Source organism: Rhizobium sp. 11_C7_N12_5, assembly GCF_051811145.1.
GTDB classification, from domain to species: domain Bacteria; phylum Pseudomonadota; class Alphaproteobacteria; order Rhizobiales; family Rhizobiaceae; genus Rhizobium; species Rhizobium lusitanum.
In genome coordinates this window covers 1,255,888-1,275,626 of sequence record NZ_JBPWPY010000001.1, presented here as the reverse complement: position 1 = coordinate 1,275,626, position 19,739 = coordinate 1,255,888, and the positions used below count along the sequence as shown (strand labels likewise).

Sequence of the window (19,739 nt, the reverse complement as noted above, 5' to 3'; positions counted from 1 at the left end):
AATCGTGCCGGGCAGTTCTTCCTGGTGAAAACCTATTTGTTCAGTTTTGCCGAAATGGTGGCGCTCGTCGCCTTGTCGCCGACGGCAAGGCCGAGCTTTTTGACAATTCCACCATTCAGCTCGATGACGTAGGCAACCGGCCCATTGGAATCGATGATCGCCTCGGAATAAGGCACGGCGTCCTCCTGAATGTGGGTAACGACGCCGGTCTTGTCCAGGAAAAGCATGTCCAGCGCCAGCTTGGTGTTCTTCATCCACATCATGACGGGCCGCGACGTGCCGAAATCGAACAGCATGCCGTGATCGACGGGCATCCTGTCACGATACATGAGTCCGAATTCCAGCTGCGGCGGCGTCAGGGCCAGTTCCACGGTGAGCTTATGCGTCTTGCCACCAGCCGATGTGATCGTCAGCGGCTCAGAATCGAATGCCATCGACTGCTGGCTTGTCGTCTGCGCTGCGGAGGAGGAAGGAGCGGCAGCTCCAACGAGAAAAAGCGCCACGACGGCGCTTTTTATGGCTGCTAATACTTTGTTTTTGCTAGCCTTTGTAAAATATACCATAAAACAAACCATATTCAAGTAAGTTGCCATCTTGGTTATTATGTCCGCCATAGTCTTGCATGTCGACCTGAGCTAAGGCCATTGGAGACTTGGTTTCGCGTCTTGCCGTTGCCGCCGCGCCCTATCCAAATTCGCCTCAGAGCCTCCACTCAAGTTTTCTAGACATAGACCGAGCAGCTACTCAGCAGCCCTCTTTAGAACGTAGTGAGCGCTCGGATCACGAGTGTAAGCGCCAGGCTTGAATTCAAGCACACCCGATCGAACTAACCTTTCAAGGTCCTTCTTGCTTGTGGCCCACGTCCTTCCTGTCAGCCTTTGAGCCTCTGAGACCTGGATCTGACCATTCCGGAAGGTGTACGCGGCAATTTTAATCTCGTGATCCTGTAGCATTTTCCATGTCTGCACCCCGAAATGCGCCGCCACATCTGCGTCAGTTGCACGCTGCCGAGATTTTTGGTCGTTCTCCAGCACAACCCGAACGACCACCCCATGCACTACTTCCTGCTGGAACTTAGGCTCAGGTAGGCCATATTCCTTCATACTTTCTCTAATTCGGCGAGTACCCTCGCGGGCCATGCGAACATATCCTAGTATCCGCATGGCATCCATAAAGTGAGCGTTCCTTGCAGCCCTCGTGTGGTAGATTGTGGTCTCATTCACTGGAGGAACAAACCCGCCAGGGCTCTCAACTTCGAGCCGAGATGGAAAGAATTTTACGGTGATCTCGGACCCGCTAAAGCTATAAGAACGATGCACACATGCGTTCACGAGTGCTTCGAGCCACGCCCAGTGCGGATATTCTGGCGTGGTGACAAACTTACCTTCTGAGTTTAGCCAAGTCACATCATAGTTCAGCTCCTTGATCACCTCCGAGCTGCCCTCAATGATACGAACCACATTGCCTTCAATGAATTTGTCCCGGATCGGACTGTAACTGCTTCCGATACCTTCAGAATCCGAAACAAAGCGCTGCACTCGTACTCGACAACCGGGTATGGTTTTGCGAGGGTCCTTCGCAGCTAACAAAACCAGCGCGTTCGTTGGAACGAATACGCCATCCTTCAGTATGAGAAGGTGGCGATCAAGCAAAACCTCTTCATTTTTCCAAGTCTGCTGCCCTTCCTTGGATCGGTAGGCGTCACAGAAATCTTGAATTATTCTCAAATCAAAATCGTCAGGAAACTTGTATGGTGCCAAGTCAAGCTCGAAAGATGATTCCTGCCGCGTTGAGCGAAAATCTCGCTTTTCCTCATCGCTCATCTTGTGCTTACTGTCGCCGTAACGGGTGAACGCTTCGTCTTTGTTGGTTTCCACCAGCCGGCCGATGTACGGGACATAGATTGCAACAACAATATCAGGCTTTCCATCAACGACGACGGGAATTCTTTTGAATTCAGGCTTTGCCAGTGGACAATGCGTCGTATGCGCTCTTTCGAGCTCGTTAATTACGGCGTGGCTAATATCCTTGAAGCCTATAGCGTTTCCCTTGCTATCCGCTCCGTAAACGATGACGCCCCCTTCAGGAGTATTCGAGAACATCGATAAAAACGTCGCATAGTCGTCAGTGCTGATCCGCCTCGACTGCTTGTAGTCGAGGCGGCGATCTTCACCAAAAGACGACATCATCCGCTGGTTGAGCTTTACCCATATCTCTCGAGGAGACCATAGGGCCGGGTTTTCATTCGGGCTAAATATGGCATCGAACGGCAAATCAAGCTGAATGGGCGGTCGCATCATACCATATATAGTATGTCGACCCAGGGTCGACACCCTTCATGTTGCGCATCTGGATAGTTTCAAAGTACCTTATCAGGCTTCGATAGAACAAAAAAGGCGGCTATTAGTTCGCCCACAATCACGCCGCTCGAACGAACTTCGCCACCGCTCGCCAGATCGGGTCATGCTCCTCTACCTCAACAAGCACGCCTTCCTTTGACAGCCCACATAGGATTGCCTTCCCTTCGTAAGGCTGACCTCGCCGCAACAGAGTGACAGCAGCCCGACAGACGAGTGGCGCTCAGACCGGTTGCTGAGAACATTGTGCTGCGGTGGATCACGCGCAAACACGTGCAAGTAAGGATCAACCGGATTGACCAGATGCGCTCGATCGTCGATCTGAGCGCCTATGACGAGATCGCGGACGAGCTAGACGATACGGCGTAATTTTCGGCGCTGATGGCTGCGCCACCAGATGTCCGGACGTGCGCGGCCTCCTCTAAGCGAGCCAGCTCATCCAGCTTCATCATCTCCTGTTCGAGATCCAGAATGGCGGTTGAGCGCAATGCGTTGCCCAAGTGCATCATGGATTGGACAGCGATCCGTGGAGCTTGCGCCAGCACCAGTGTGCCATCATTTGTCACCTGTGGACCGGCGAAAAGAACGCCTACTAACTTTAACCTGGATTTGAAGAAGTAAGTGTTAGCCTTCCGATCAAAATACCCATGCCTGTCGTAGAGAAAAATTGGTGAACCGGATGACCCTGGAAAGCAGGCCATGTCGACCATGAATTGATCGCTGCCATTATATCTTTTTGAGAGCGCAGTGGCCGTTATACCTCGACGGACAATCGGCAGATTATTGGTCTCATCTGAAATTCCGTTGGGACACCCGATCATCGTCACATCTTCAATAGCGTCGAAATAATCCCATTCCTCTCCGATCGGGATGTCAGCTTTGTTTAGCGGACGGAAGAAGAGCGAGAGGCCCCTCTGTTGTGCGTTCATAATGATCGGAGCAAAGTTCAGTGCGCACAAGTCAACTTCGCTGGAAGGGTGGCCTACAACGGTGTATTGATTAATAGGTATCGCGATCGCGATGAATTGGCCTGAAGGTGCGTCGCCGGCGGCGATGTGACAGACCGCCACTACTTCACTTGCACCCTCGACGACGTGCTTGTTCGTTATCAGGGTCAGAAAATCACGATTATCACCCTGCTGAAAGTACATAAAGAATCCGGTGCCTGTAGATACGGGAGACCCATCTGACAAGCTGGTTAGTTTGACGGTGGTATAGAGCAGGTTTTCGGCGATCGAAAGCGACACTTGGCTACCTTTCCCTTCATGCAGGCAGTTTGACGTAGCACAACCGTGAACCGTTGTAACCGGAGAGGCGCTTTTTCTCTTCGTCCGCCCGCTGTAGAGCGAGAAAAACCACAGGCCTATGAGGAAACATCGGCCGAGTTTGAGGACGTGCCTGATCAGACGTCCTTGCCCAGCCAGCGGTTATATTCCTCTGAGGTGAGCTCCTTGTAGGCCAGATGAAATCCGTGCGGGCGAAGGAATTTGTCGCTTTTCACGCCTCGATGCGTGAAGAAAGCAAACTCCGTTTTGAAATACTGATTGAATACATCGCTATAGATGATCATGCCGTAAACCAGCATTCTTTGGTCCTTGATGGCCGGCATTCGGAACCAATCCTGGACGCTGCTTTGACCCGTTCTCGGCGTCAGTTTTGCCGTAAACTCACCCCCAGCCCCCAGCGCAGCCCAACTCTTTTCGAGAGGCGTCTCCGCCCTGCCTTTAAGGGCATGATCCATGTTTACCTTGGTCGTCGAAACAGCCTCCAGCCCTATCGCGACAAATGGGCTCGGGGTCTGGCCCGAGTTTTTGCAGGTCACCAGAATGCAACCGGTGTCATCGCTAAACTGCACGTCGCTTGCTTCGATGTACGCTCGCGCCTGAGCTTGCCCGAGGCTTTGCGTCACATCGAGAGCCGATCGCGTCTGCTGCAAGCTTTTGAATAGGAAATATAGCGCTACACCGCTTACTCCCAGCGATCCTAAGGAAACGATCATCGCCAAAAATGCCCATGTGGCCTGCCACTCGGCGGCCGCAGCGCTCCGCATGCCATATTCGTCGGCAGCCCCCGCTCCAACTAACTCGAACAGCCACGCCAGCACCGCAACAATGGTGATTTTCATATGTCCCCGCCCCTATGTAGCGCTGCGCATCTGACTCTCTTACCGCTGCCCCGGAGGGAAAGAAAGCGGAGCCCGCGCGGTGCCGGTGCAACGAGAGCGAAGCAGGTTAAAGGCATGAAACCCACCCACCGGAGCTGATTTCGATATCTCGAGTTCGCTTGCTGCTCGCACGGCGCCGGGATGCCAACCAAGCTTGCAACCTGCCTCCCTGGAACTTCCCTCGCCCGCTTGAGTTTCCCTCCAGTCGCAAGAAGGAGGTCGCTATGCCTGACGAACTAAGTGCCGGCTCCACCGGCAAACCGACAGAGCCGCCCACAGGCGCGCGGAAGGTCGCAAAAGATGCCGGGGACGCTGTTGTGCGTGAAAGCACGGCAGTAGCCACGGGCGCAGCCGAGCACCCCGCACGGCCGCCGGGATTGTCGTAACGATCGGCGCCCTCGCCTTCGCGATTCGCTGCGCCGCAATCGTTGGCGTTTCGGCCGCCATAGCCAATCGGCCAGTAACGGTATAATTCTCTGCCTATGGCCCTAGATCCAATCAAAGTTCTTGCAGACTATGCCGAAGCGGATTGCACCGTGCAGTTCTGGATTGCCGACGCTCCTGCAGTGGAATTCAAATCCCTAAGCGCCGCGGTCAGCTACGCCAAAGATCATGGTGGTCGATGGCAGGAGATCGAAATCACGGTGCATTTGCCCCGAGAGGACATCGTCTATGCAACCGAAAAGGTGCACCGGCTGATCGATGCATTGAAAATTCCCGGTGATCGTCAGAGACGGTGACCCCGAGCGGGCGATCTTGATTACCGCGAATGTCGACGAATTGCTTTGTCAACTCTTGCGACTAGCGGATCAACCGCATCAAACAGATGTGCTCGATCATCGACCTCGAGGCCTATGACGCGATCTCGGCCGAGCTAGAGGCGGCGTAGGCCTTTGCCGACGTGCTCCGGTGTGGTCAACTCATCGTGTAGAATCACGGTGAGGCCGCCATGCTCCCCTTCCCCTTTCACATTGCTGCAAGCCTGCTTGGCAACTTCCTTGGGTCACTGCACGATCCCACTTTCATCATGATGCTTGTGCTCGTCGGCGGCATGGCTGCGGCCGCACCGAGAATCATTTATCCGATTGGCTTCGCCATCTTGTGTGCGGCCGGCCGCTATTACATCGCATGGTCCAACATGAGCGCTGCGGGCATCGACGCGCCCGCCTTCGCTCTGTATTCGGGCTGCTCCGCTCTCATTGCCTTCCTGTTGATCATCGGAATTGTCCGACTAATCCGTCGTATCGTCGGCTGATATCGGCTTCCCCGCCCCAGAGGAGAGCAAGAAGAGCCGCGTGCGTTCGGAGCAAAGCTCGCGGAGCCAGTTGAAGGCAAGAATTGCCTATGTGGCAGCTCGGATATCCCGAGCATGCTTCACCGTCTTGCCTTTCGCCAAGCGTTACACTGCAAGGGCTGCCGGCGTTGTTCGTTTCGCCAGTTGGCAGGGGGCATGTCGCCCGTGTCGACATAGCAGCCACACAGCCGCTTGAGATCGGCGCCAAGCGCCTGGCCAGCAGGAATACGATGTAGACGGGAGTGATGCGCTACATTGTCGACGATGACCTCGCGCGGAGCAAACCAACATCAGGGATGCTCGCGCCTCAGTTCATCACTCTGTCATGCCTCGGCCCTAGCGTCATTTCGGGGGCTTGTTTCGATTATGGAGGCGTGAATGAATAAATTTATGGCTATTCTTTTAGTTGGCACGTCGCTGACCTGCGCAGCTGCTGTAACTCCGGCAAATGCCAATCCCTATGAACATGTACTGTTGATCTCGGTGGATGGTCTGCACGCGGTGGACTTGGCGAACTATGTTGCGACCCATCCGAAGAGCACAATGGCTTCACTTCAGAAGACAGGCGTGTTTTATCCGAACGCCGTTACCACCAATCCGTCCGATTCATTTCCGGGTCTCGTCGCGCAAGTGACCGGTGGCACCCCCGCCGTGACGGGTGTCTACTACGATGACTCCTTCGATCGCAGCTATTTTGCTGCAGATTCGAAATGCCAAGGCAACCCCGGTACTGAGGTCAATTTCGCCGAGTCCATCGATATCGACGATACCCGCCTTGATGCTGGCGGCACGCCTGGTAAGCCGATGACGCAGATCGACCCCACCAAGCTGCCGCGCGCGCTTGTGAATGGCGAATGCAAGCCTGTTTTTCCGCATGACTTCGTGCGAGTGAACAACGTATTCGAGATCGTGCGTCAGCATGGCGGGCGTACCGCGTGGAGCGACAAGCATCCCGCCTATGAATGGCTCAACGGTCCGTCCGGGACGGGTGTCGATGACTTCTATGCGTTGGAGCAGGATTCTCTCATTCCGGGCACCAAGGTGAAAACCACCGGAAGCTTCAAGGCTGAGCGAGAATTTGACGCAGCGCACGTAAAAGCAGTAATCAATGAAATCAAAGGACTCGACAGCACCGGTGCGACCAAGCAGCCAGTGCCGGCGTTGTTCGGGTTGAATCTGCAATCTGTAAGCGTTGGGCAGAAATTGCCGAAAGCTGGGCCTGGCGATGAGGCCGGTCTGATCGGCGGTTATGCGGACGCCGACGGCACGCCGAACAACGGGCTGGGTGTGCAACTCGATTATGTCGATCACGCTTTGGGCGAACTGGTCAGCGCCTTACACGACAATAAGCTCGAAGACACGACGCTCGTTGTTATTGCGTCAAAACACGGCCAGTCGCCGATCGATCCATCGAAGTTCCAGCCGACCGATGAAGATCCCTACACGAAAACGCCGGGCTATGCGTTCCACATCGCTGACGATGCATCGTTGATCTGGCTGAAGCCGGAAGAGCGTGCAAAAGCGCTCACCGCAGCGACCCAGTATCTGAAGGATCAAGGCAAGGCACTCGGCATCGGCCAATTGCTGACCAGCAATCAGGTGGCGCTCGCGTACCAAGATCCGGCCAGCGATACGCGCGCGCCTGATTTCATCGTTACCGTGAACCCTGGCGTCGTTTATACGGGCGGCAAGAAAATCGCGGAACACGGTGGAAACAATGCCAATGATCGCAGCGTAGCGCTGCTTCTGAGCAACCCGTCCATCCAGCCACGCGCGATCACGGCGCTGGTGCAGACGACACAAGTGGCGCCGACGATTCTGCAGGCACTTGGTTACGACCCGAAGGAATTGCAGGCAGTTCAGAAAGAAGCGACGCAGGCACTGCCCGGCACGCCGTTCTGATACCTTGCAGCGGCGTTTCTTCTCCCCGCAATGTGGAGAGATGGTGCCTTCAATGGGCGACCGGGGGCCTTCTGTAGACCTTGTCACATGGCCAAAGAAAACCCGCCGGCTGGTGAGGCCGACGGGCACGCTTGTGGTGGCGGTGGTGATTGGCGGTCAGGCGCGGACATGCGGCGACACGTGGCGGGCCAGCGCCCGGCAAGGCGCCTAAAAGGGATCGGCCACCGTCGCCGTGACAACGGCCTCCAGCCGTCGCGTCGGTTCACGCGACACGGCTTCCCCGCGGGGACTTTGATTCAATGAACGTGCTTGAGAGATCGGCCTAAAACGTATCGCCGCGATGGTGCCGCGGCTAAGGAAATGATGGTGTAAATTTCAACGCCCATAATCGTCCGGTGGCGGTCAATGACGACGGCGCGCTCGCCGCAATATTCTACAAAACTATCTAATTTAAAAATCCAGTCGGCGATGTAGACGCGGCGTCGTCTGCCGATCAGACCGCGCGGCAAAAGGCTTCTTTCGGTATACGTATGCTTTTCCACGGTGCCGTTCCTCGTTGATTAAAATCGATCACGGTGATAATTAATATCATCAGCAGAAGGCGCGTCAAGCGATTTTAGTCACTATGAGCGAAATTAATCAAATTACTGGGCGCCAGGTAGCCGCAGGACGCGCGCTTGTCGGCCTTGGACAGGTGGAATTGGCAGAACTGGCAAATGTCTCTGCTCCCACTCTCCGTCGCATGGAAGCAAGCGAAGGCCAGGCTGCCGGCATGCGAAATAATGTTGCCGCAGTCCGCGCCGCTCTTGAGTCAGCCGGCGTGACATTTCTTGAGGCCGGCAGTGTTGCTACGGGTCCAGGCGTCTCTCTGCGTAAGCCCAACGTTACGACAATAGATGTCGACGAAAGCGAGGTCGTGCAGTATCGCGAGAATTTGGAGAACGATGCGCCGCCCGGCGCGGGTGGCTAGGAACGCAAAGAAGTGCAAAATGACTGAAGAACAAGCCGAGGCAGCACAGACCATCGCCGAGGCGATGCGTATTTTTAACGATGCCGTACGCGAGGCAGTTGCGGCTGGCCTCCGGGTCGACATCAACCTAATCGAGATGCATTCAACGAGATGCCCCGGTGAGCCGATAAAGTTGATCAGCCCCAGTGTAGAGGTCCGCCAAGACGCTTGACCGCTCTGCTCTGGCCCATTAGTTTTTGAATGCGGCCGACCAATCCGCACGAGGGCTTCCCGCCCTATCACCACCAAAGGGACATTCTCACTTTCGGCATTCGTGCTGAGGGTCGTGTATTCTTTTTGCAGGTGTATGGTGGCGCTCAAACTCATCAGAAGAAAAGACTCTCCTAACTGGTGGCTCCGCGGATCGATACGGGGCATTTCGGTTTACGAAAGCACCGGAATCGCCGACCGGGAAACGGCCGAAATCATCCTGACCATTCGAAGCAAAGAAGTGCTCGATGAGAGCATATTTGGCAGGAAGGTCAACGCGACGTTTGATCAAGCCGCGGAATCCTATCTGCAGGGCGGCGGATCCCCGAGGTTCTTGCCGGCACTCCGCAAACACTTCGGCACGAAGCCTCTTCGAAAACTTCGCCAGAACGATCTCGATGCAGCTGCATTGAAGCTTTTCCCAAACGCCTCGCCGGAAACGCGAAATCGCCAATGTTACACCCCGTTTATCGCTGTATGGAACCACGCGGTGAGGAACGATTGGGCTGATGTTCGGCAATGGTCACGGCCGCGCAGGCCGAAAGGTACGACACGTCACCGAAGAGAGACTCGAAGCGGCACGCGGCCTGTTCCCTATGATCGGGCCGCAAGGTTCGTGGCCGCCATGTCGCCCGCTCCAGCAATGGTAATGACCGCTTTATTCTACACAGGCATGCGGCCGATCGAGCTATTCACTTTAGAAATGAAAGATATCGATGTTGTTGGCCGATGGATCATCGTTCGCAATAGCAAAGTGGGTGAGCCCCGTGGCGTTCCTATGCATGAGTTTCTCGTCCCGCTATTGGAGGCCCTCCTGGCCCGGAAAGATCGCATCCAGAAGGTGTTTCGGACCTTTAGAGGAAAGCCCTACACAATTTCTCCGGAAGGCGGCGGCCAACTTAGCAATGGCATTCTTGGCGCGCGAAAGCGTCTCGCCAAGAAAGGTGTCGATTTAACCGATGTATCTCCCTATACCGGCCGTCATTCCTGCTCGACAGAGCTTGTTGTCGCCGGCGTGCATCCGCACATCAAAGACCAGATCCTTGGCCACGCCGCAGACGATATGAGCCGCCATTATACCAGCGTGCCGCAGGCGCCGCTTATCGAAGCGATCAACAGGTTGCCCGTGCCAGACATGTGGTGCGCGCTGCCATGGTGGGACGATCCGCTTTCCCATAGTCGGCAGCATGTGAAATGGGGGCGATCGAAGTGACTGGTCGTTCCCATCACAATTGCTTTCATTCGCGAGTCATCAACCTGATGCACCTCATTGATGAGACACCGAAAAGCTCTCAGCACCCGTGCCGGCGGCCTCGTCGCGCCTGCCGGCATCCGCATATGCCCTTACACGGTGCCGTAGCCGAGATCCGATTGGTGATCCCTCAAGGTCTTTAATCCGAGTTTTCATTTCGCTCAAAATCAACAATCTCATCTATGATAAGATATCTCGACAAAGGCGTCATCATAAACTTTTCAAACTGCTGAGGGTGCTTTTCTTTTATAGCGTAGGCTTTATAACTATATGAGAAAAAGAAAGGTAATATAGCCGGAGTTAATAGGACGATTCCAGCAATATAAAAATAGCATAATATCAGAATTACATTAGATAGTCCTGATATTTCTTTTCCACCCTCTACATGTGTCCAATACAAATCACCAATAATGCCTAGCGCTATAATTGCAAATCCGAATTTTACGTATATAGAAAATACCTTGAAAAGCCGATCACCCGTAGCCTTTTTCATCCCCAGCTCCTTTCTAGCCGCATTGTTACCTCCCAATTTTTCCCAAAATGGGCGCTTCACCGTAAGCGGTGCCCCGCTCACACCTTGACCAAAATGCTTTTAAGCGATGTCGGGGGCATCAGCCCTGACCGAAACGGCAACTATGTATTAAGATCGGAAATTCTATTCGGTGCATATTCGCGCCAGTATATGTCACTACCGCTATGAGACCAGAGGCGCTCATGCAATGCTGGTCGCGAAGGAGGTGCCGAATTCAGTGAATGACGTTTGGCGACAAGAGCACGAAATGAATGAGTTAGTTAAGCCGGTGGACGCCTGGAATATTCGACGGATCGTTATTGCCGTTTTGCTCGGTACAATGATTACTACCTATCTTCGCGCCTTTGATTTTTGGCCACTTGGTTTTGCCGATGGGCTTAGAGGGTTTCTCGATCTCGCAGGGCCGCTTATTTTGCTCGGAGTCGTAGTGACACTACTCGTCTGGCTTGCCAGCGCGTTCATCGCTTTATATCGCCGCTATTTTCGAAGAGCAGCCAGTAGCGTTATTGCCGTCCTCGGTGTTCCAGCTTGCTCTGCGATACTCCTCGCCACCTCTCTATCCGATCCTTGGGTATGGTACGTTGTTTTGAATAAATCGAGTTTCGAAACGGCAGCGGCAAATAGTATCTCACTGGCCGGTCAAAAATTTGTCGTCCTGGAAGAACGCGACATTACGACGGGGGTCGCGGGAGTGACCGAAAACCATTTTGTTGCCCTGATCTTCAGCGAAAGCGATCCAGCCGAGTTGGCCTTATCCATTCCGGGTCTACGCCATATCTATGGCAACTTTTACAGGCGCGACGAGTTCATGTGATGTCTCCTTCGGGCCAACAGAAGCCTTTGGGTACGCATTACTCTGCCGGGTGATTCCACGGCAGAAGCTCATCGATCCGGCTCTGTTTATGGCCATTGACGATGAACCTCACGTCCAGGCTTCCTGGTTGTGAGAAACTCCAAAGTAGTCTCCATGGAGAAACTCCCGTTCTTCATCCATGGAACGTCAATCACAGATCAGGCGAAAACGGGCAATGTTGGGGGCAAAACACCGCTTACGCTTCACCGTTCCTGCGTAGCTTGGCGACGAATCCTGGACTCAAAAGTCTGCGCAATATTATGCCCGCTTCACTGAGCCACTGAATCCAGATCTGGGTTGGCGCGTTGAGGACGTGCAGCTTGCCTTCATGGCCGGAGCTCGACAACAACCTATTCGCCGGCTACTCACGATCGACGAAGTTGCCGAGCTCCTGGCAACTTCCGTTTCAACGATCCGCCATCTAGTCCGTCATGGCGAACTTGCCTACGTCAAAGTTGGCCGGGGCACAGAACGAAATCATGTGGCGATCGCTCCTGAAGAAATAGAGAACTTCCTAAAGCGCCACTCCAAACGAGATTTCATCTCGAGCGGGCCGTCTACCGCGCGGCAAACGAAGCTTCAGCTGCCAATCGAACGGGCAACCACAAGCAATGGCGATTTTTCAGCCCAACGGGCCGCTGTACTGGCCGAGGCGAAGGCCAATAGGCAATTCGGCGCAAGTCGAAAGACTGAATGATCAAAGCCGCCAAAGGAACGGAAGAAGAACAAAACGCGGCAATTGATTTCTTTGTGGATGAACTGAGCTCAGACGTCGCTCATCCGCGCTTTTCGAACCGATATTCGGCATATTGTCCAAACAGCCAAGGAAACGACGCGCTGACAACGCTTGAATGTCGCTCCTGGCTGTTGGCGCTATACCCGCCGGAAGGGGAGTAGTTACCTGCTACTCCCCTTCATCGCGGTAAAGTTACCCTGCTACAAGTAAACTGGTGGCGCAATGCCAAAGTGCAAGTTATCCAAAATCGCGGATATTCATCCGCGTGGAGGCAAATGCATGAGCGAGGAAGTCATACCGTTCAAATGCCCGTCATGCGGCGGTGAGCAGTTCAGGACTGCACAGGAAATCAGATCCTACCAAGACTTCACCGGTGCGGTCTGCGTTGGTTGCGAGCGTCCAATCGCCGATGACGATATCAAAAATCACGCTATCGCATTGGCGAGACAGCTGGTTGGCGACGCGTTCAAGAAGCAGGAATTGTAGCCAAACCGGTGAGGTAGCCGCCTCTTCACAAAGAACCGACCCATTTATTGCGAGCCAAAGGCTGTCCTGACCGACCGCAGGACATTTTGTTTTTCGAGAAATGCCCGGCAAATAACCCCTTTATATTATCATTCAAACATCTCGGGACGGGTTGTGACTATTGGGGTCTGTATGAAATGAAGTCACAAGGCACACGAAATCCGCTTATTTGACGAGCGGAAAGCGGCCACAAGTTCGAGGATCTCCCGTGACGCACAGAAAATGGAGCAAGGCGGTCACGATCGCTCTCGATAGCCCCGACGAGTGGGTGGTTATCGACACGACCCAAGCAGCCTCCTGGGCTATGATCGAGGACTGGCCACTTGAGGAAGCCCCTGCGCTGGATCGTGCATTGTCCGTCTGCGCCGGCGTGATCAGCGGCAAGCGAACCCCAGAGGATGCTCGCCGAGCGTTCGTCGATGCCGTCAAAGAAGCTCAGATACCTATGAAGGAAGATTGAGGTCGCACCGCGTCTCTGGTTCTGCGTCGGCCTCCGCACGAGCAATCAGTTCCGCGCGCTCATCTGCTGGTAGTTTGATAAGAGCGTCCATCTCGACGCCTTTATCGAGGGAGGTATTGGCTATGCAGTTGATATCGGCGCCTAGCTCGCGACCGCGGGCGATTTTTTGGCGTACTCCGCTGGCAGCCTCGCCGGTTACGGCGGCGACCTCAGAGGCGAACTCCTTATTTCCTCTACCGCCTAAACCCTCCAAATTTTGGCGGGTTTTGCCATTAATCTCATCCCAGATCTGTTTTCTACGATGAATGTGCGCCGCTTCCTGTGCCGGGGACAATTCTGCGCGCTGCAGGTTTTCGTCGATTTCCATGAGCTCGGCGCGCAGGTCGTCGACGTCATAGACAACGCACTCGACGACTGTTTCGACAATTTTCAGAGTTCAAATGACGTGCCACTACGAAAACTCTCCTCCCTTCATAGTTGATTTATTTAAATCCATTGGCGCAATATATGCGGGCATCGAAAGGGGGCCGAGATGTTTCGTCGTGTTTCGCTGGCAGCAGCTGTATTTTTTGTAACAACCCTGCCTGGACAGGCTGGTTTCCAGAGCTGGTCTGTGGACAAGGAATCCGACCCGTTCTCTGGTGGCGAGAGCGTTTCAGTGAACTTTATGACCACGCTTCGCTCGGGCGTTCTCGTGCTATGTGATAGCGCAAAGAAGGGCCTGAGGGTCCGTGCAATTCCTGGATTTGACTACGATCAGCGCCTGGAAAACTACAAGCCGACATTGAAATTTGCATTCGACGGGAAGCTTCTGTTCACTGCCGAAGGCGAAACTGGCTCTGTTGGCAACAATCTAGCCGCCGCCGAAGTCAATTTGGAAGGCGACCAGGCAAAGCAATTCGTTGAGGCATTCGCCGCAGCGAAAAGACAAATCGCGATTGATGACGGCATCGCAGACAAGCCTCACCTTCTAACTGCGAGAGGCTCCACGTCGTCAGGTTCTGCGATTGTTTCATGTATCGCAAAGCAAGGTAGCCCGTCCTAATCGGTAAGCCCATCCATCGTTAGTATCGGCGCCGTGCTTCGAGCGGCTGGACTTGCTGCGCTTTTCCATGTTGGCGACCGTGTGCCGCGCGTAAGACTGCAACGCGCGGCTTAGAAGGGCTGCGAGATACCCAGGACTTACGCCGATGATTTTCAGGAGGTGTCTATGAAAAAATCAGAAGCAGAGAAGGCCATCCGATCTTTGAGCACGACATGGTTTCGATCGCTGCCGGAAGCGGAAAAAGAACACCCAAGCTTTGGCTCGTTTAAAAGCTGGATGCGATCCAACGGATATGGCCACTATCTCGACTTCCGATCAACAGGCGGCGCCGATGATGCCGCCGAGTCGTGGTTCGATCAGGAACTCGGACAGACGTGGCGGAGGTAGGCATGGGTTATCCTGACGAAGTTTTCGCGCTCATTGACAACGTGCATTCCGCCTTCAGCAACTCGAAGACGATAGAGCAGGCGGAAGCCGCATGGGACTATTTTCACGTGCTCGAAGCATACATTGAACGGACATGGCCATATGAGCCCGCAACGATGGACACCCTGCGCTGCCTAAAGTCTAGTCTATCTACGTTCACCATGCACATCCGGCAGAGGATGCCGTCGCCCTACAACGGCTGGCGTGGCGATCTAAGTTCGCTGCGCAACCGCGTTTCACCGAAATATGACGAGCGCGGCAAATCGCTGTAATCTAAATCGTATGTGAGGATGTACGATTTTCCGGCGTATGCCGTATACTGAATATGCGAAGGAGGAAATATGAAGCGCACGGTCACGATTATGGCCCTAGTGATGATGGTCTTTGCGACGACTGCGGAGGCGAGATATGATCGCCGACCATATAATGGATTCGCCACCGGCCATTGCAAACGCGCGAGCTGTTATGCCAAACATCCCGGGGGCACCTATCACTACCCTTACCATTACGGGCATCGACGTCATTAATTGTCGAGTTTATCCGGCATGCGGCGTTTCAAACACCCTCAACAGCTTGAGCAGACTATCCTAATTTGCGAGGGACTGGTGGGCGATCTCGCCGTCGCTCCGACTGGACGTGACGCTCGCCGCGGCCGGCGTTTCCTGGTCGGACTCACGGGGGCGTTCGCTCTACTTAGCCTACGGAACTGTGATCGTAAAGTACACGGCTATGGACCCCACGACTGCTATCGCGCTGGAACCCACGCTGACTGAATGGCCGAATCTCGTCCCCGGCGACTATGCCTTTGGGATTGTTCGCCTCATCACGCTTGTCCACGAGAAGGTCAGCCATCTTCTCTTCGCCTCCGTAGAGTTGCTGCCGACCGAAATGCCCGTTCCTCCGTTGCCACCTAACGGGGGCTGGTCGAAGAGTTTCGGCGGAGATCGCTTGTGCGTTAGTCGGACCGCGCTCCCGTGGACCGATGCGCTCGTCTGGTACGAGACGCTGACGACTGGCCAAGCGACAGTACCCGGCAAAACTTTCCCTATCGCCGCAACAGCGCTTGGGGCTGAACCTGACTATCGAGGCTTCGCGATTCTCGCGGATCCGCCACCATTCTCGCCGGCGTGGCACGGACGCCCCCGCCTGCACCGACTGATTCCGATGGAGGATCTCCCTGAACCCATTCGGGCGCTGCGTGATGGATCGGTCGAGATCGATGCCTTCATCCGCGCTCGGGAGTGGCTCCGCCAACACGCCCATTTTGATTTGCTGGCCTATGACGATTGGTTGGGGTCTGCTGTCCTCATCGCTCCCAATCCTCTCCTGCGGTCCCTTCGGACGCGAATCGTCGACCGAACGGCAGAGACCGAAGTATTGGAAATCGGGGGGAAGCCCCGCCGCGGCGCAGACCTTTCTTCCCTGACAATGACATTGGAGGAGGTACGGGCGGGTGCGCCTGCCTGGCGTGCCGATGGCGCACCCGATGCTCTGGGGCGCTTCCGTGCGCTGGCACGGTCGCAGGTCGACGCCGTTCGTCAGGAGCTGGTATGTTCTGTCCGCGGCAATCTAGACCGTGAACCGCCGGCCATGTTTGTGCGGAAGATTAGCGTTAGTTCCATTTCAAGTTCGGAGTTGCACGCGCGGCAGGTCGCCCCGCCCCGGCGTAACCCCGCGGCTTCGTCCCGAACCGTTGTTGTGCGTCCGCCTCCACCGCAGTTCGCAGCGCCGACACCGACGCCGTTGCGTCAACTCGAGAAGCTGCAGCTGGCGCGGTCCGAACGCCAAGGAGCTCTAAGGCCAGCAGAGGCTCCCCAAGTCCGGCGTGGGGTTCGTCTGTTTGAGCATGACCGTGAAGAGACAGTCGCATGGATCAGGGGGCTCATCACTCAGGCGCGTGCTCAGGTTCTGTTCGTCGACCCCTATCTCGACGCAGACGACCTTCAGGAGTTTGCGACAGCAACCGAGCACCAAGGCGTCGCCATCCGCGGCCTGATCAACCCTCGGCCGCGCCGCCAGCGGCACGTTGACACGAGCGGGGAGCAATTCGGCAATCTGATGATAGAGAAGATTGCTGCCCTGCGCGACCCTGCGCAGGAATTCGGAGAAATCGACATCCGGGTTTCGAAGCTCCGCCGTCTGCACGATCGCTTTCTGCAGATCGATGACATGGTCTGGCATTCCGGCCACTCATTCAACAGCGTGGGAAAGGGCGAAATCAGCTTGATGACCTTAGTGGCCCAACCAGCCGAGACAAATCAGGTTTTGGCCGAGGCCTTCGCCGAAGGCGAGCCTTTTGAGACCTATTGGGCCAATCGGCCCCTCCCGACCTGGTCCTTGAGGCAGGAAGCGGCTTATCAGTTGAAGCGCTTTGCGAAGTGGCTCGAGAGACCACGCATACCGCAAGACTCGGAGGCCAATGATGACTAACGGCTTGGGCCTCCCGCTTCCGCCCCAAGGCCTGACAGCCTTGACCGTTACTTTAGCCTGGATAGGTAGTTCCGAGCAGTTCGACGGACATTTCGCGCCGGCGCTGCAGATGGTCGAAGCCTCTGGCACCTCAGACACCTTGGCTGAACATCTCGCGGCGGCGGGTCTGTTCGAGTGGCGCGATCTCATCGTTTCCGCCGAGGATCCCGGGCAGTCGAGTCCCCCGGATCAGCGACTGGCGTGGTTAATGGCTAATGCCGCAGTCGAGGTTGCGGTTGCCCTTGATGCGCCCGGTCTGTTCCGAGCAGTCGCGCAACTTCGTGAGATGGGCGGCATCGACGACACTGAGCTCGCGGCCGAAGTTTGCCGCCGTCTTGCTGGCGCTTCTGGGGAGCTCCTGCTCGCACGTCTTCGGGAGAGATTGCAACAGCTTTGGGATTCGCCGTTCAACGAGCGCATTAGGCGTTATGCAGAGGCAACGGTCGAGTTCCCGTTGACGACCCGAGATCTTTGGCCACGGCGCGATGGAATGCCGCTCGGAGATAGATGGGCTCATCGGGTTGCGGCGACTCTCTGGCCTCGTGAATACATGGCGACACTCGCAAGCTTCCCCGGACCGTTTCAGCATAGGTTCGGAGACCCGTTGTGGCCACCTGACCCGGATCTGGCGGCATCCCTCATCCGTACGTCGCCTGCGGTCTACACGGACGACGGCATACCGAACGGACCTGTCGTCGTTTTCGTCTTGCTGGATGCAGTTGAAGCATATCTTCAGTCGACGGCGGCACATGACAAGAGGGCAGCCGAGGTGGGACTTGGCCGCATCGTAGATGCGGTCCTTTCCCGCAACGATGGGAATTGGATCGGTAGAGCCTGGATACAGCAGATTATTTGGCAAGACACTCCGCGTCGAGCGGGTCGCGCGGAAGCGGACGTTGCCGCGCAAAGGGCGTTGCGAGATTTCCTTCTCGACCTCCTTTCAAGTCAAATCACGCCCCTTGACGACGGTGCCGCATTCGATTGGGTCCGCTCGGAGGAACCGCTGTGGGCGGTCGATCGCGTCTTGGCAGAGGTGTCGATCTTGGATGCTCACGACAACCCTGTCGCGGCTGCCGAGGTGCTTGCGAGCTCTGTTCGACAAGGCTTGGTTACCGCAACTGGCCGCCCTTCTGGTATTGTGACCCATTCGCCGGAAGCGACCATCGTCTCCCGCCCGCTTTCCAAACTCAAAGATCTGACGCTGTGGTTTACGACGCTGTGGCGCGACACTTACGAAGTTCGCGAATCGTTGAGCTACCCAACCCAACGAAACCTCGACAATCCCGCCTATCCAGCTCTCGCGTGGGGACTTGTTGGGCTTAATAGCTCGGCGAATTCGAATGTCGACCCGGCGCGCCTTTGGCAAGCGGTTGCCGACGCCGTATTTGAGACTCAACAGATTGATCCCAATGCGAGCCTTTTCAACGGCGCCATGCCGCCGATCACGCGGGTGACGGTGCAGCTTGGGGCAGCCCTTGCAGACTGTGGAGTCGTTCCAATCGGCGATCTCGCTCAGTTCATGGCCGATCAACTCGATCCCACCATCGAGCATGCCCGTCTCTGGCAGATGGCGCGCGAAGCGGCTTCGGATGCCGTTACACTGGCTGTAGGGCGCTTGGTGGGCGCGCCGTTGCTGCGTCAAGCGCTTGAGACAGCTTTGAGCGAGACGCAGCCGAGCTGGGATACAGTGCTCGACGAGGTAGTCCGAGCCGATCTTGCGGATTTCGCGAGGCGCTTGTGACAATACTCCGGCCCTTAGGTAACCACGATATCGCCTATGCTGGCGCAGTTCTTTCATTGACCCCCGCGCCGTTTATTTTCGCATATCCCCGCGCCTTCTTCCGAACGATGCGAGCCTGGGCGGTAACCGTCGGACTATACCTAATCTTCGCGCCAGTTTCCTGCCTGGCTACCAATACTCCGTGCAGCGGCCACAAGGGCGGCATTGATCACTGCCAGGGATCGACCTTCATTTGCAATGACGGGTCTGTCAGCGCCAGCAAGAAATCATGCGAGGCCTATATGGGCGGAGCATCATCCCTTCTCGGATCGACGCCTGCGGAAATGGAGCCGACGACCTCCGCAGAATGCTCTTGCCAGGCAGGCTTGTTCTGCGTTGGACCGCGCGGCGGCCACTATTGCCTTACCGATGACGGTCGGAAAATCTATCTTCGCAAGTGAGTATTGTGCCGGACGCTCCTCAGCGCGAAAGTAATTCAGTGCGACTGGCTTAGCCGGAACGATTGGAGGAGGATGCCATGGACTTGCGTGAGCTTCGAAAGATCTATGAGCGAAAGATCGAGGAGCATGAAGAAAAGCTCCGATCGATAGAAGATAAAGATACCCGCCACTTTCGCCAGGAAGGCGAAGGCGAAGGCCCGCTGGCAGAGATTAACGAAGAGATCAAGGCGGAATATCATCGTCACATTGAAACCTACGCTGCCCTGATTGCTCAAATCGATGCGCTATTGGGCGTTTGAAACGGTTTTGGTGTGTGGCCTGAGG

The 19,739-nt window shown here is 55.5% G+C and carries 23 protein-coding genes and 1 pseudogene; 17 read left to right on the top strand and 7 right to left on the bottom strand.

Translation table 11 applies throughout. The features are described from left to right. Positions 1-32: 32 nt before the first annotated feature. From AB8B29_RS06345 to AB8B29_RS06330, 4 genes are all read right to left on the bottom strand, one after another. Positions 33-575, bottom strand: a complete 543-nt coding sequence (locus AB8B29_RS06345) for a DUF192 domain-containing protein (protein WP_439006675.1) — start codon at positions 573-575, stop codon at positions 33-35. 165 nt (positions 576-740) lie between these two features. Beyond that, entirely contained in the window at positions 741-2,300 is a 1,560-nt protein-coding gene (locus AB8B29_RS06340; protein ID WP_439006293.1) for an ATP-binding protein, read from the bottom strand. A 386-nt stretch (positions 2,301-2,686) separates the two neighbouring features. Next, positions 2,687-3,604, bottom strand: coding sequence for a S1 family peptidase (locus AB8B29_RS06335; RefSeq protein WP_439006291.1), 918 nt, complete (start codon positions 3,602-3,604; stop codon positions 2,687-2,689). 155 nt (positions 3,605-3,759) lie between these two features. Next, positions 3,760-4,482, bottom strand: a complete 723-nt coding sequence (locus tag AB8B29_RS06330; protein WP_439006290.1) for a hypothetical protein — start codon at positions 4,480-4,482, stop codon at positions 3,760-3,762. 521 nt (positions 4,483-5,003) lie between these two features. On the opposite strand from AB8B29_RS06330, the gene AB8B29_RS06325 reads away from it, so the two are divergent. From AB8B29_RS06325 to AB8B29_RS06315, 3 genes are all read left to right on the top strand, one after another. Continuing rightward, positions 5,004-5,261 carry a hypothetical protein gene (locus tag AB8B29_RS06325; protein WP_439006289.1) on the top strand — a complete coding sequence of 86 codons (258 nt, stop codon included), beginning with the start codon at positions 5,004-5,006 and terminating at the stop codon, positions 5,259-5,261. Positions 5,262-5,470: 209 nt separating this feature from the next. Beyond that, positions 5,471-5,776, top strand: coding sequence for a hypothetical protein (locus AB8B29_RS06320; RefSeq protein ID WP_439006287.1), 306 nt, complete (start codon positions 5,471-5,473; stop codon positions 5,774-5,776). Between the two features lie 417 nt (positions 5,777-6,193). Then, on the top strand, positions 6,194-7,717 hold the full coding sequence (locus AB8B29_RS06315) for an alkaline phosphatase family protein (protein ID WP_439006286.1): 1,524 nt from the start codon (positions 6,194-6,196) through the stop codon (positions 7,715-7,717). Between the two features lie 296 nt (positions 7,718-8,013). Here AB8B29_RS06315 and AB8B29_RS06310 read toward each other — a convergent pair whose 3' ends face one another. Continuing rightward, positions 8,014-8,259 (bottom strand): hypothetical protein, encoded by a 246-nt coding sequence (locus AB8B29_RS06310; protein ID WP_439006284.1) that lies wholly within the window; start codon positions 8,257-8,259, stop codon positions 8,014-8,016. Between the two features lie 83 nt (positions 8,260-8,342). Between AB8B29_RS06310 and AB8B29_RS06305 the strand changes: the two are divergent. The 3 genes and pseudogenes from AB8B29_RS06305 to AB8B29_RS06295 form a co-directional block, all read left to right on the top strand. Beyond that, a pseudogene (locus AB8B29_RS06305) lies at positions 8,343-8,573 on the top strand (transcriptional regulator); the annotation flags it as partial. A gap of 133 nt (positions 8,574-8,706) precedes the next feature. Continuing rightward, positions 8,707-8,898: a hypothetical protein gene (locus tag AB8B29_RS06300; RefSeq protein WP_439006283.1), complete on the top strand. Its 192-nt coding sequence runs from the start codon at positions 8,707-8,709 to the stop codon at positions 8,896-8,898. A gap of 135 nt (positions 8,899-9,033) precedes the next feature. Next, positions 9,034-10,149: a tyrosine-type recombinase/integrase gene (locus AB8B29_RS06295; RefSeq protein ID WP_439006282.1), complete on the top strand. Its 1,116-nt coding sequence runs from the start codon at positions 9,034-9,036 to the stop codon at positions 10,147-10,149. A 178-nt stretch (positions 10,150-10,327) separates the two neighbouring features. Here the strand turns inward: AB8B29_RS06295 and AB8B29_RS06290 are convergent, their stop codons facing one another. Then, positions 10,328-10,681: a hypothetical protein gene (locus AB8B29_RS06290; protein WP_439006281.1), complete on the bottom strand. Its 354-nt coding sequence runs from the start codon at positions 10,679-10,681 to the stop codon at positions 10,328-10,330. Between the two features lie 226 nt (positions 10,682-10,907). Here AB8B29_RS06290 and AB8B29_RS06285 point away from each other — a divergent pair, with 226 nt between their 5' ends. The 5 genes from AB8B29_RS06285 (at position 10,908) to AB8B29_RS06265 (ending at position 13,294) form a co-directional block, all read left to right on the top strand. Further along, a complete protein-coding gene (locus AB8B29_RS06285; protein ID WP_439006279.1) occupies positions 10,908-11,534 on the top strand; it encodes a hypothetical protein in 627 nt (208 codons plus the stop codon). Positions 11,535-11,886: 352 nt separating this feature from the next. Beyond that, complete coding sequence (locus AB8B29_RS06280; protein ID WP_439006278.1) at positions 11,887-12,270, top strand: helix-turn-helix domain-containing protein; 384 nt, start codon at positions 11,887-11,889, stop codon at positions 12,268-12,270. Then, complete coding sequence (locus AB8B29_RS06275) at positions 12,267-12,470, top strand: hypothetical protein (RefSeq protein WP_439006277.1); 204 nt, start codon at positions 12,267-12,269, stop codon at positions 12,468-12,470. The genes AB8B29_RS06280 and AB8B29_RS06275 overlap by 4 nt, the downstream gene beginning before the upstream one ends. Positions 12,471-12,588: 118 nt before the next feature. Continuing rightward, the gene (locus tag AB8B29_RS06270) at positions 12,589-12,795 is read left to right on the top strand and encodes an ECs_2282 family putative zinc-binding protein (protein WP_439006276.1); all 207 of its coding nucleotides are present in this window, start codon (positions 12,589-12,591) and stop codon (positions 12,793-12,795) included. A gap of 247 nt (positions 12,796-13,042) precedes the next feature. After that, positions 13,043-13,294, top strand: coding sequence for a DUF982 domain-containing protein (locus AB8B29_RS06265; protein WP_439006275.1), 252 nt, complete (start codon positions 13,043-13,045; stop codon positions 13,292-13,294). Here AB8B29_RS06265 and AB8B29_RS06260 read toward each other — a convergent pair. Further along, complete coding sequence (locus tag AB8B29_RS06260; RefSeq protein WP_439006273.1) at positions 13,278-13,661, bottom strand: hypothetical protein; 384 nt, start codon at positions 13,659-13,661, stop codon at positions 13,278-13,280. The genes AB8B29_RS06265 and AB8B29_RS06260 overlap by 17 nt on opposite strands. A 165-nt stretch (positions 13,662-13,826) precedes the next feature. Here AB8B29_RS06260 and AB8B29_RS06255 point away from each other — a divergent pair, with 165 nt between their 5' ends. From AB8B29_RS06255 to AB8B29_RS06230, 6 genes are all read left to right on the top strand, one after another. After that, on the top strand, positions 13,827-14,339 hold the full coding sequence (locus AB8B29_RS06255; RefSeq protein ID WP_439006272.1) for a hypothetical protein: 513 nt from the start codon (positions 13,827-13,829) through the stop codon (positions 14,337-14,339). A 165-nt stretch (positions 14,340-14,504) separates the two neighbouring features. Next, positions 14,505-14,726, top strand: a complete 222-nt coding sequence (locus tag AB8B29_RS06250; RefSeq protein WP_439006271.1) for a hypothetical protein — start codon at positions 14,505-14,507, stop codon at positions 14,724-14,726. Positions 14,727-14,728: 2 nt separating this feature from the next. Then, on the top strand, positions 14,729-15,037 hold the full coding sequence (locus AB8B29_RS06245) for a hypothetical protein (protein WP_439006270.1): 309 nt from the start codon (positions 14,729-14,731) through the stop codon (positions 15,035-15,037). A 457-nt stretch (positions 15,038-15,494) separates the two neighbouring features. Then, positions 15,495-17,195, top strand: a complete 1,701-nt coding sequence (locus tag AB8B29_RS06240) for a VPA1262 family N-terminal domain-containing protein (RefSeq protein ID WP_439006269.1) — start codon at positions 15,495-15,497, stop codon at positions 17,193-17,195. Next, entirely contained in the window at positions 17,188-18,975 is a 1,788-nt protein-coding gene (locus tag AB8B29_RS06235) for a hypothetical protein (protein WP_439006268.1), read from the top strand. Before AB8B29_RS06240 ends, AB8B29_RS06235 begins: the two co-directional genes overlap by 8 nt. A gap of 517 nt (positions 18,976-19,492) precedes the next feature. Continuing rightward, the gene (locus AB8B29_RS06230) at positions 19,493-19,714 is read left to right on the top strand and encodes a hypothetical protein (RefSeq protein WP_439006267.1); all 222 of its coding nucleotides are present in this window, start codon (positions 19,493-19,495) and stop codon (positions 19,712-19,714) included. Positions 19,715-19,739: the final 25 nt, after the last annotated feature.

Coding starts and splice junctions, on each gene's coding strand:
- AB8B29_RS06325 (WP_439006289.1), top strand. CDS start 5,004: ATGGCCCTAGATCCAATCAAAGTTCTTGCAGACTATGCCGAAGCGGAT.
- AB8B29_RS06300 (WP_439006283.1), top strand. CDS start 8,707: ATGACTGAAGAACAAGCCGAGGCAGCACAGACCATCGCCGAGGCGATG.
- AB8B29_RS06260 (WP_439006273.1), bottom strand. CDS start 13,661: ATGGAAATCGACGAAAACCTGCAGCGCGCAGAATTGTCCCCGGCACAG.
- AB8B29_RS06315 (WP_439006286.1), top strand. CDS start 6,194: ATGAATAAATTTATGGCTATTCTTTTAGTTGGCACGTCGCTGACCTGC.
- AB8B29_RS06245 (WP_439006270.1), top strand. CDS start 14,729: ATGGGTTATCCTGACGAAGTTTTCGCGCTCATTGACAACGTGCATTCC.
- AB8B29_RS06285 (WP_439006279.1), top strand. CDS start 10,908: ATGCTGGTCGCGAAGGAGGTGCCGAATTCAGTGAATGACGTTTGGCGA.
- AB8B29_RS06320 (WP_439006287.1), top strand. CDS start 5,471: ATGCTCCCCTTCCCCTTTCACATTGCTGCAAGCCTGCTTGGCAACTTC.
- AB8B29_RS06230 (WP_439006267.1), top strand. CDS start 19,493: ATGGACTTGCGTGAGCTTCGAAAGATCTATGAGCGAAAGATCGAGGAG.
- AB8B29_RS06340 (WP_439006293.1), bottom strand. CDS start 2,300: ATGATGCGACCGCCCATTCAGCTTGATTTGCCGTTCGATGCCATATTT.
- AB8B29_RS06295 (WP_439006282.1), top strand. CDS start 9,034: ATGGTGGCGCTCAAACTCATCAGAAGAAAAGACTCTCCTAACTGGTGG.
- AB8B29_RS06255 (WP_439006272.1), top strand. CDS start 13,827: ATGTTTCGTCGTGTTTCGCTGGCAGCAGCTGTATTTTTTGTAACAACC.
- AB8B29_RS06345 (WP_439006675.1), bottom strand. CDS start 575: ATGGTTTGTTTTATGGTATATTTTACAAAGGCTAGCAAAAACAAAGTA.
- AB8B29_RS06235 (WP_439006268.1), top strand. CDS start 17,188: ATGACTAACGGCTTGGGCCTCCCGCTTCCGCCCCAAGGCCTGACAGCC.
- AB8B29_RS06240 (WP_439006269.1), top strand. CDS start 15,495: ATGGACCCCACGACTGCTATCGCGCTGGAACCCACGCTGACTGAATGG.
- AB8B29_RS06250 (WP_439006271.1), top strand. CDS start 14,505: ATGAAAAAATCAGAAGCAGAGAAGGCCATCCGATCTTTGAGCACGACA.
- AB8B29_RS06275 (WP_439006277.1), top strand. CDS start 12,267: ATGATCAAAGCCGCCAAAGGAACGGAAGAAGAACAAAACGCGGCAATT.
- AB8B29_RS06330 (WP_439006290.1), bottom strand. CDS start 4,482: ATGAAAATCACCATTGTTGCGGTGCTGGCGTGGCTGTTCGAGTTAGTT.
- AB8B29_RS06290 (WP_439006281.1), bottom strand. CDS start 10,681: ATGAAAAAGGCTACGGGTGATCGGCTTTTCAAGGTATTTTCTATATAC.
- AB8B29_RS06270 (WP_439006276.1), top strand. CDS start 12,589: ATGAGCGAGGAAGTCATACCGTTCAAATGCCCGTCATGCGGCGGTGAG.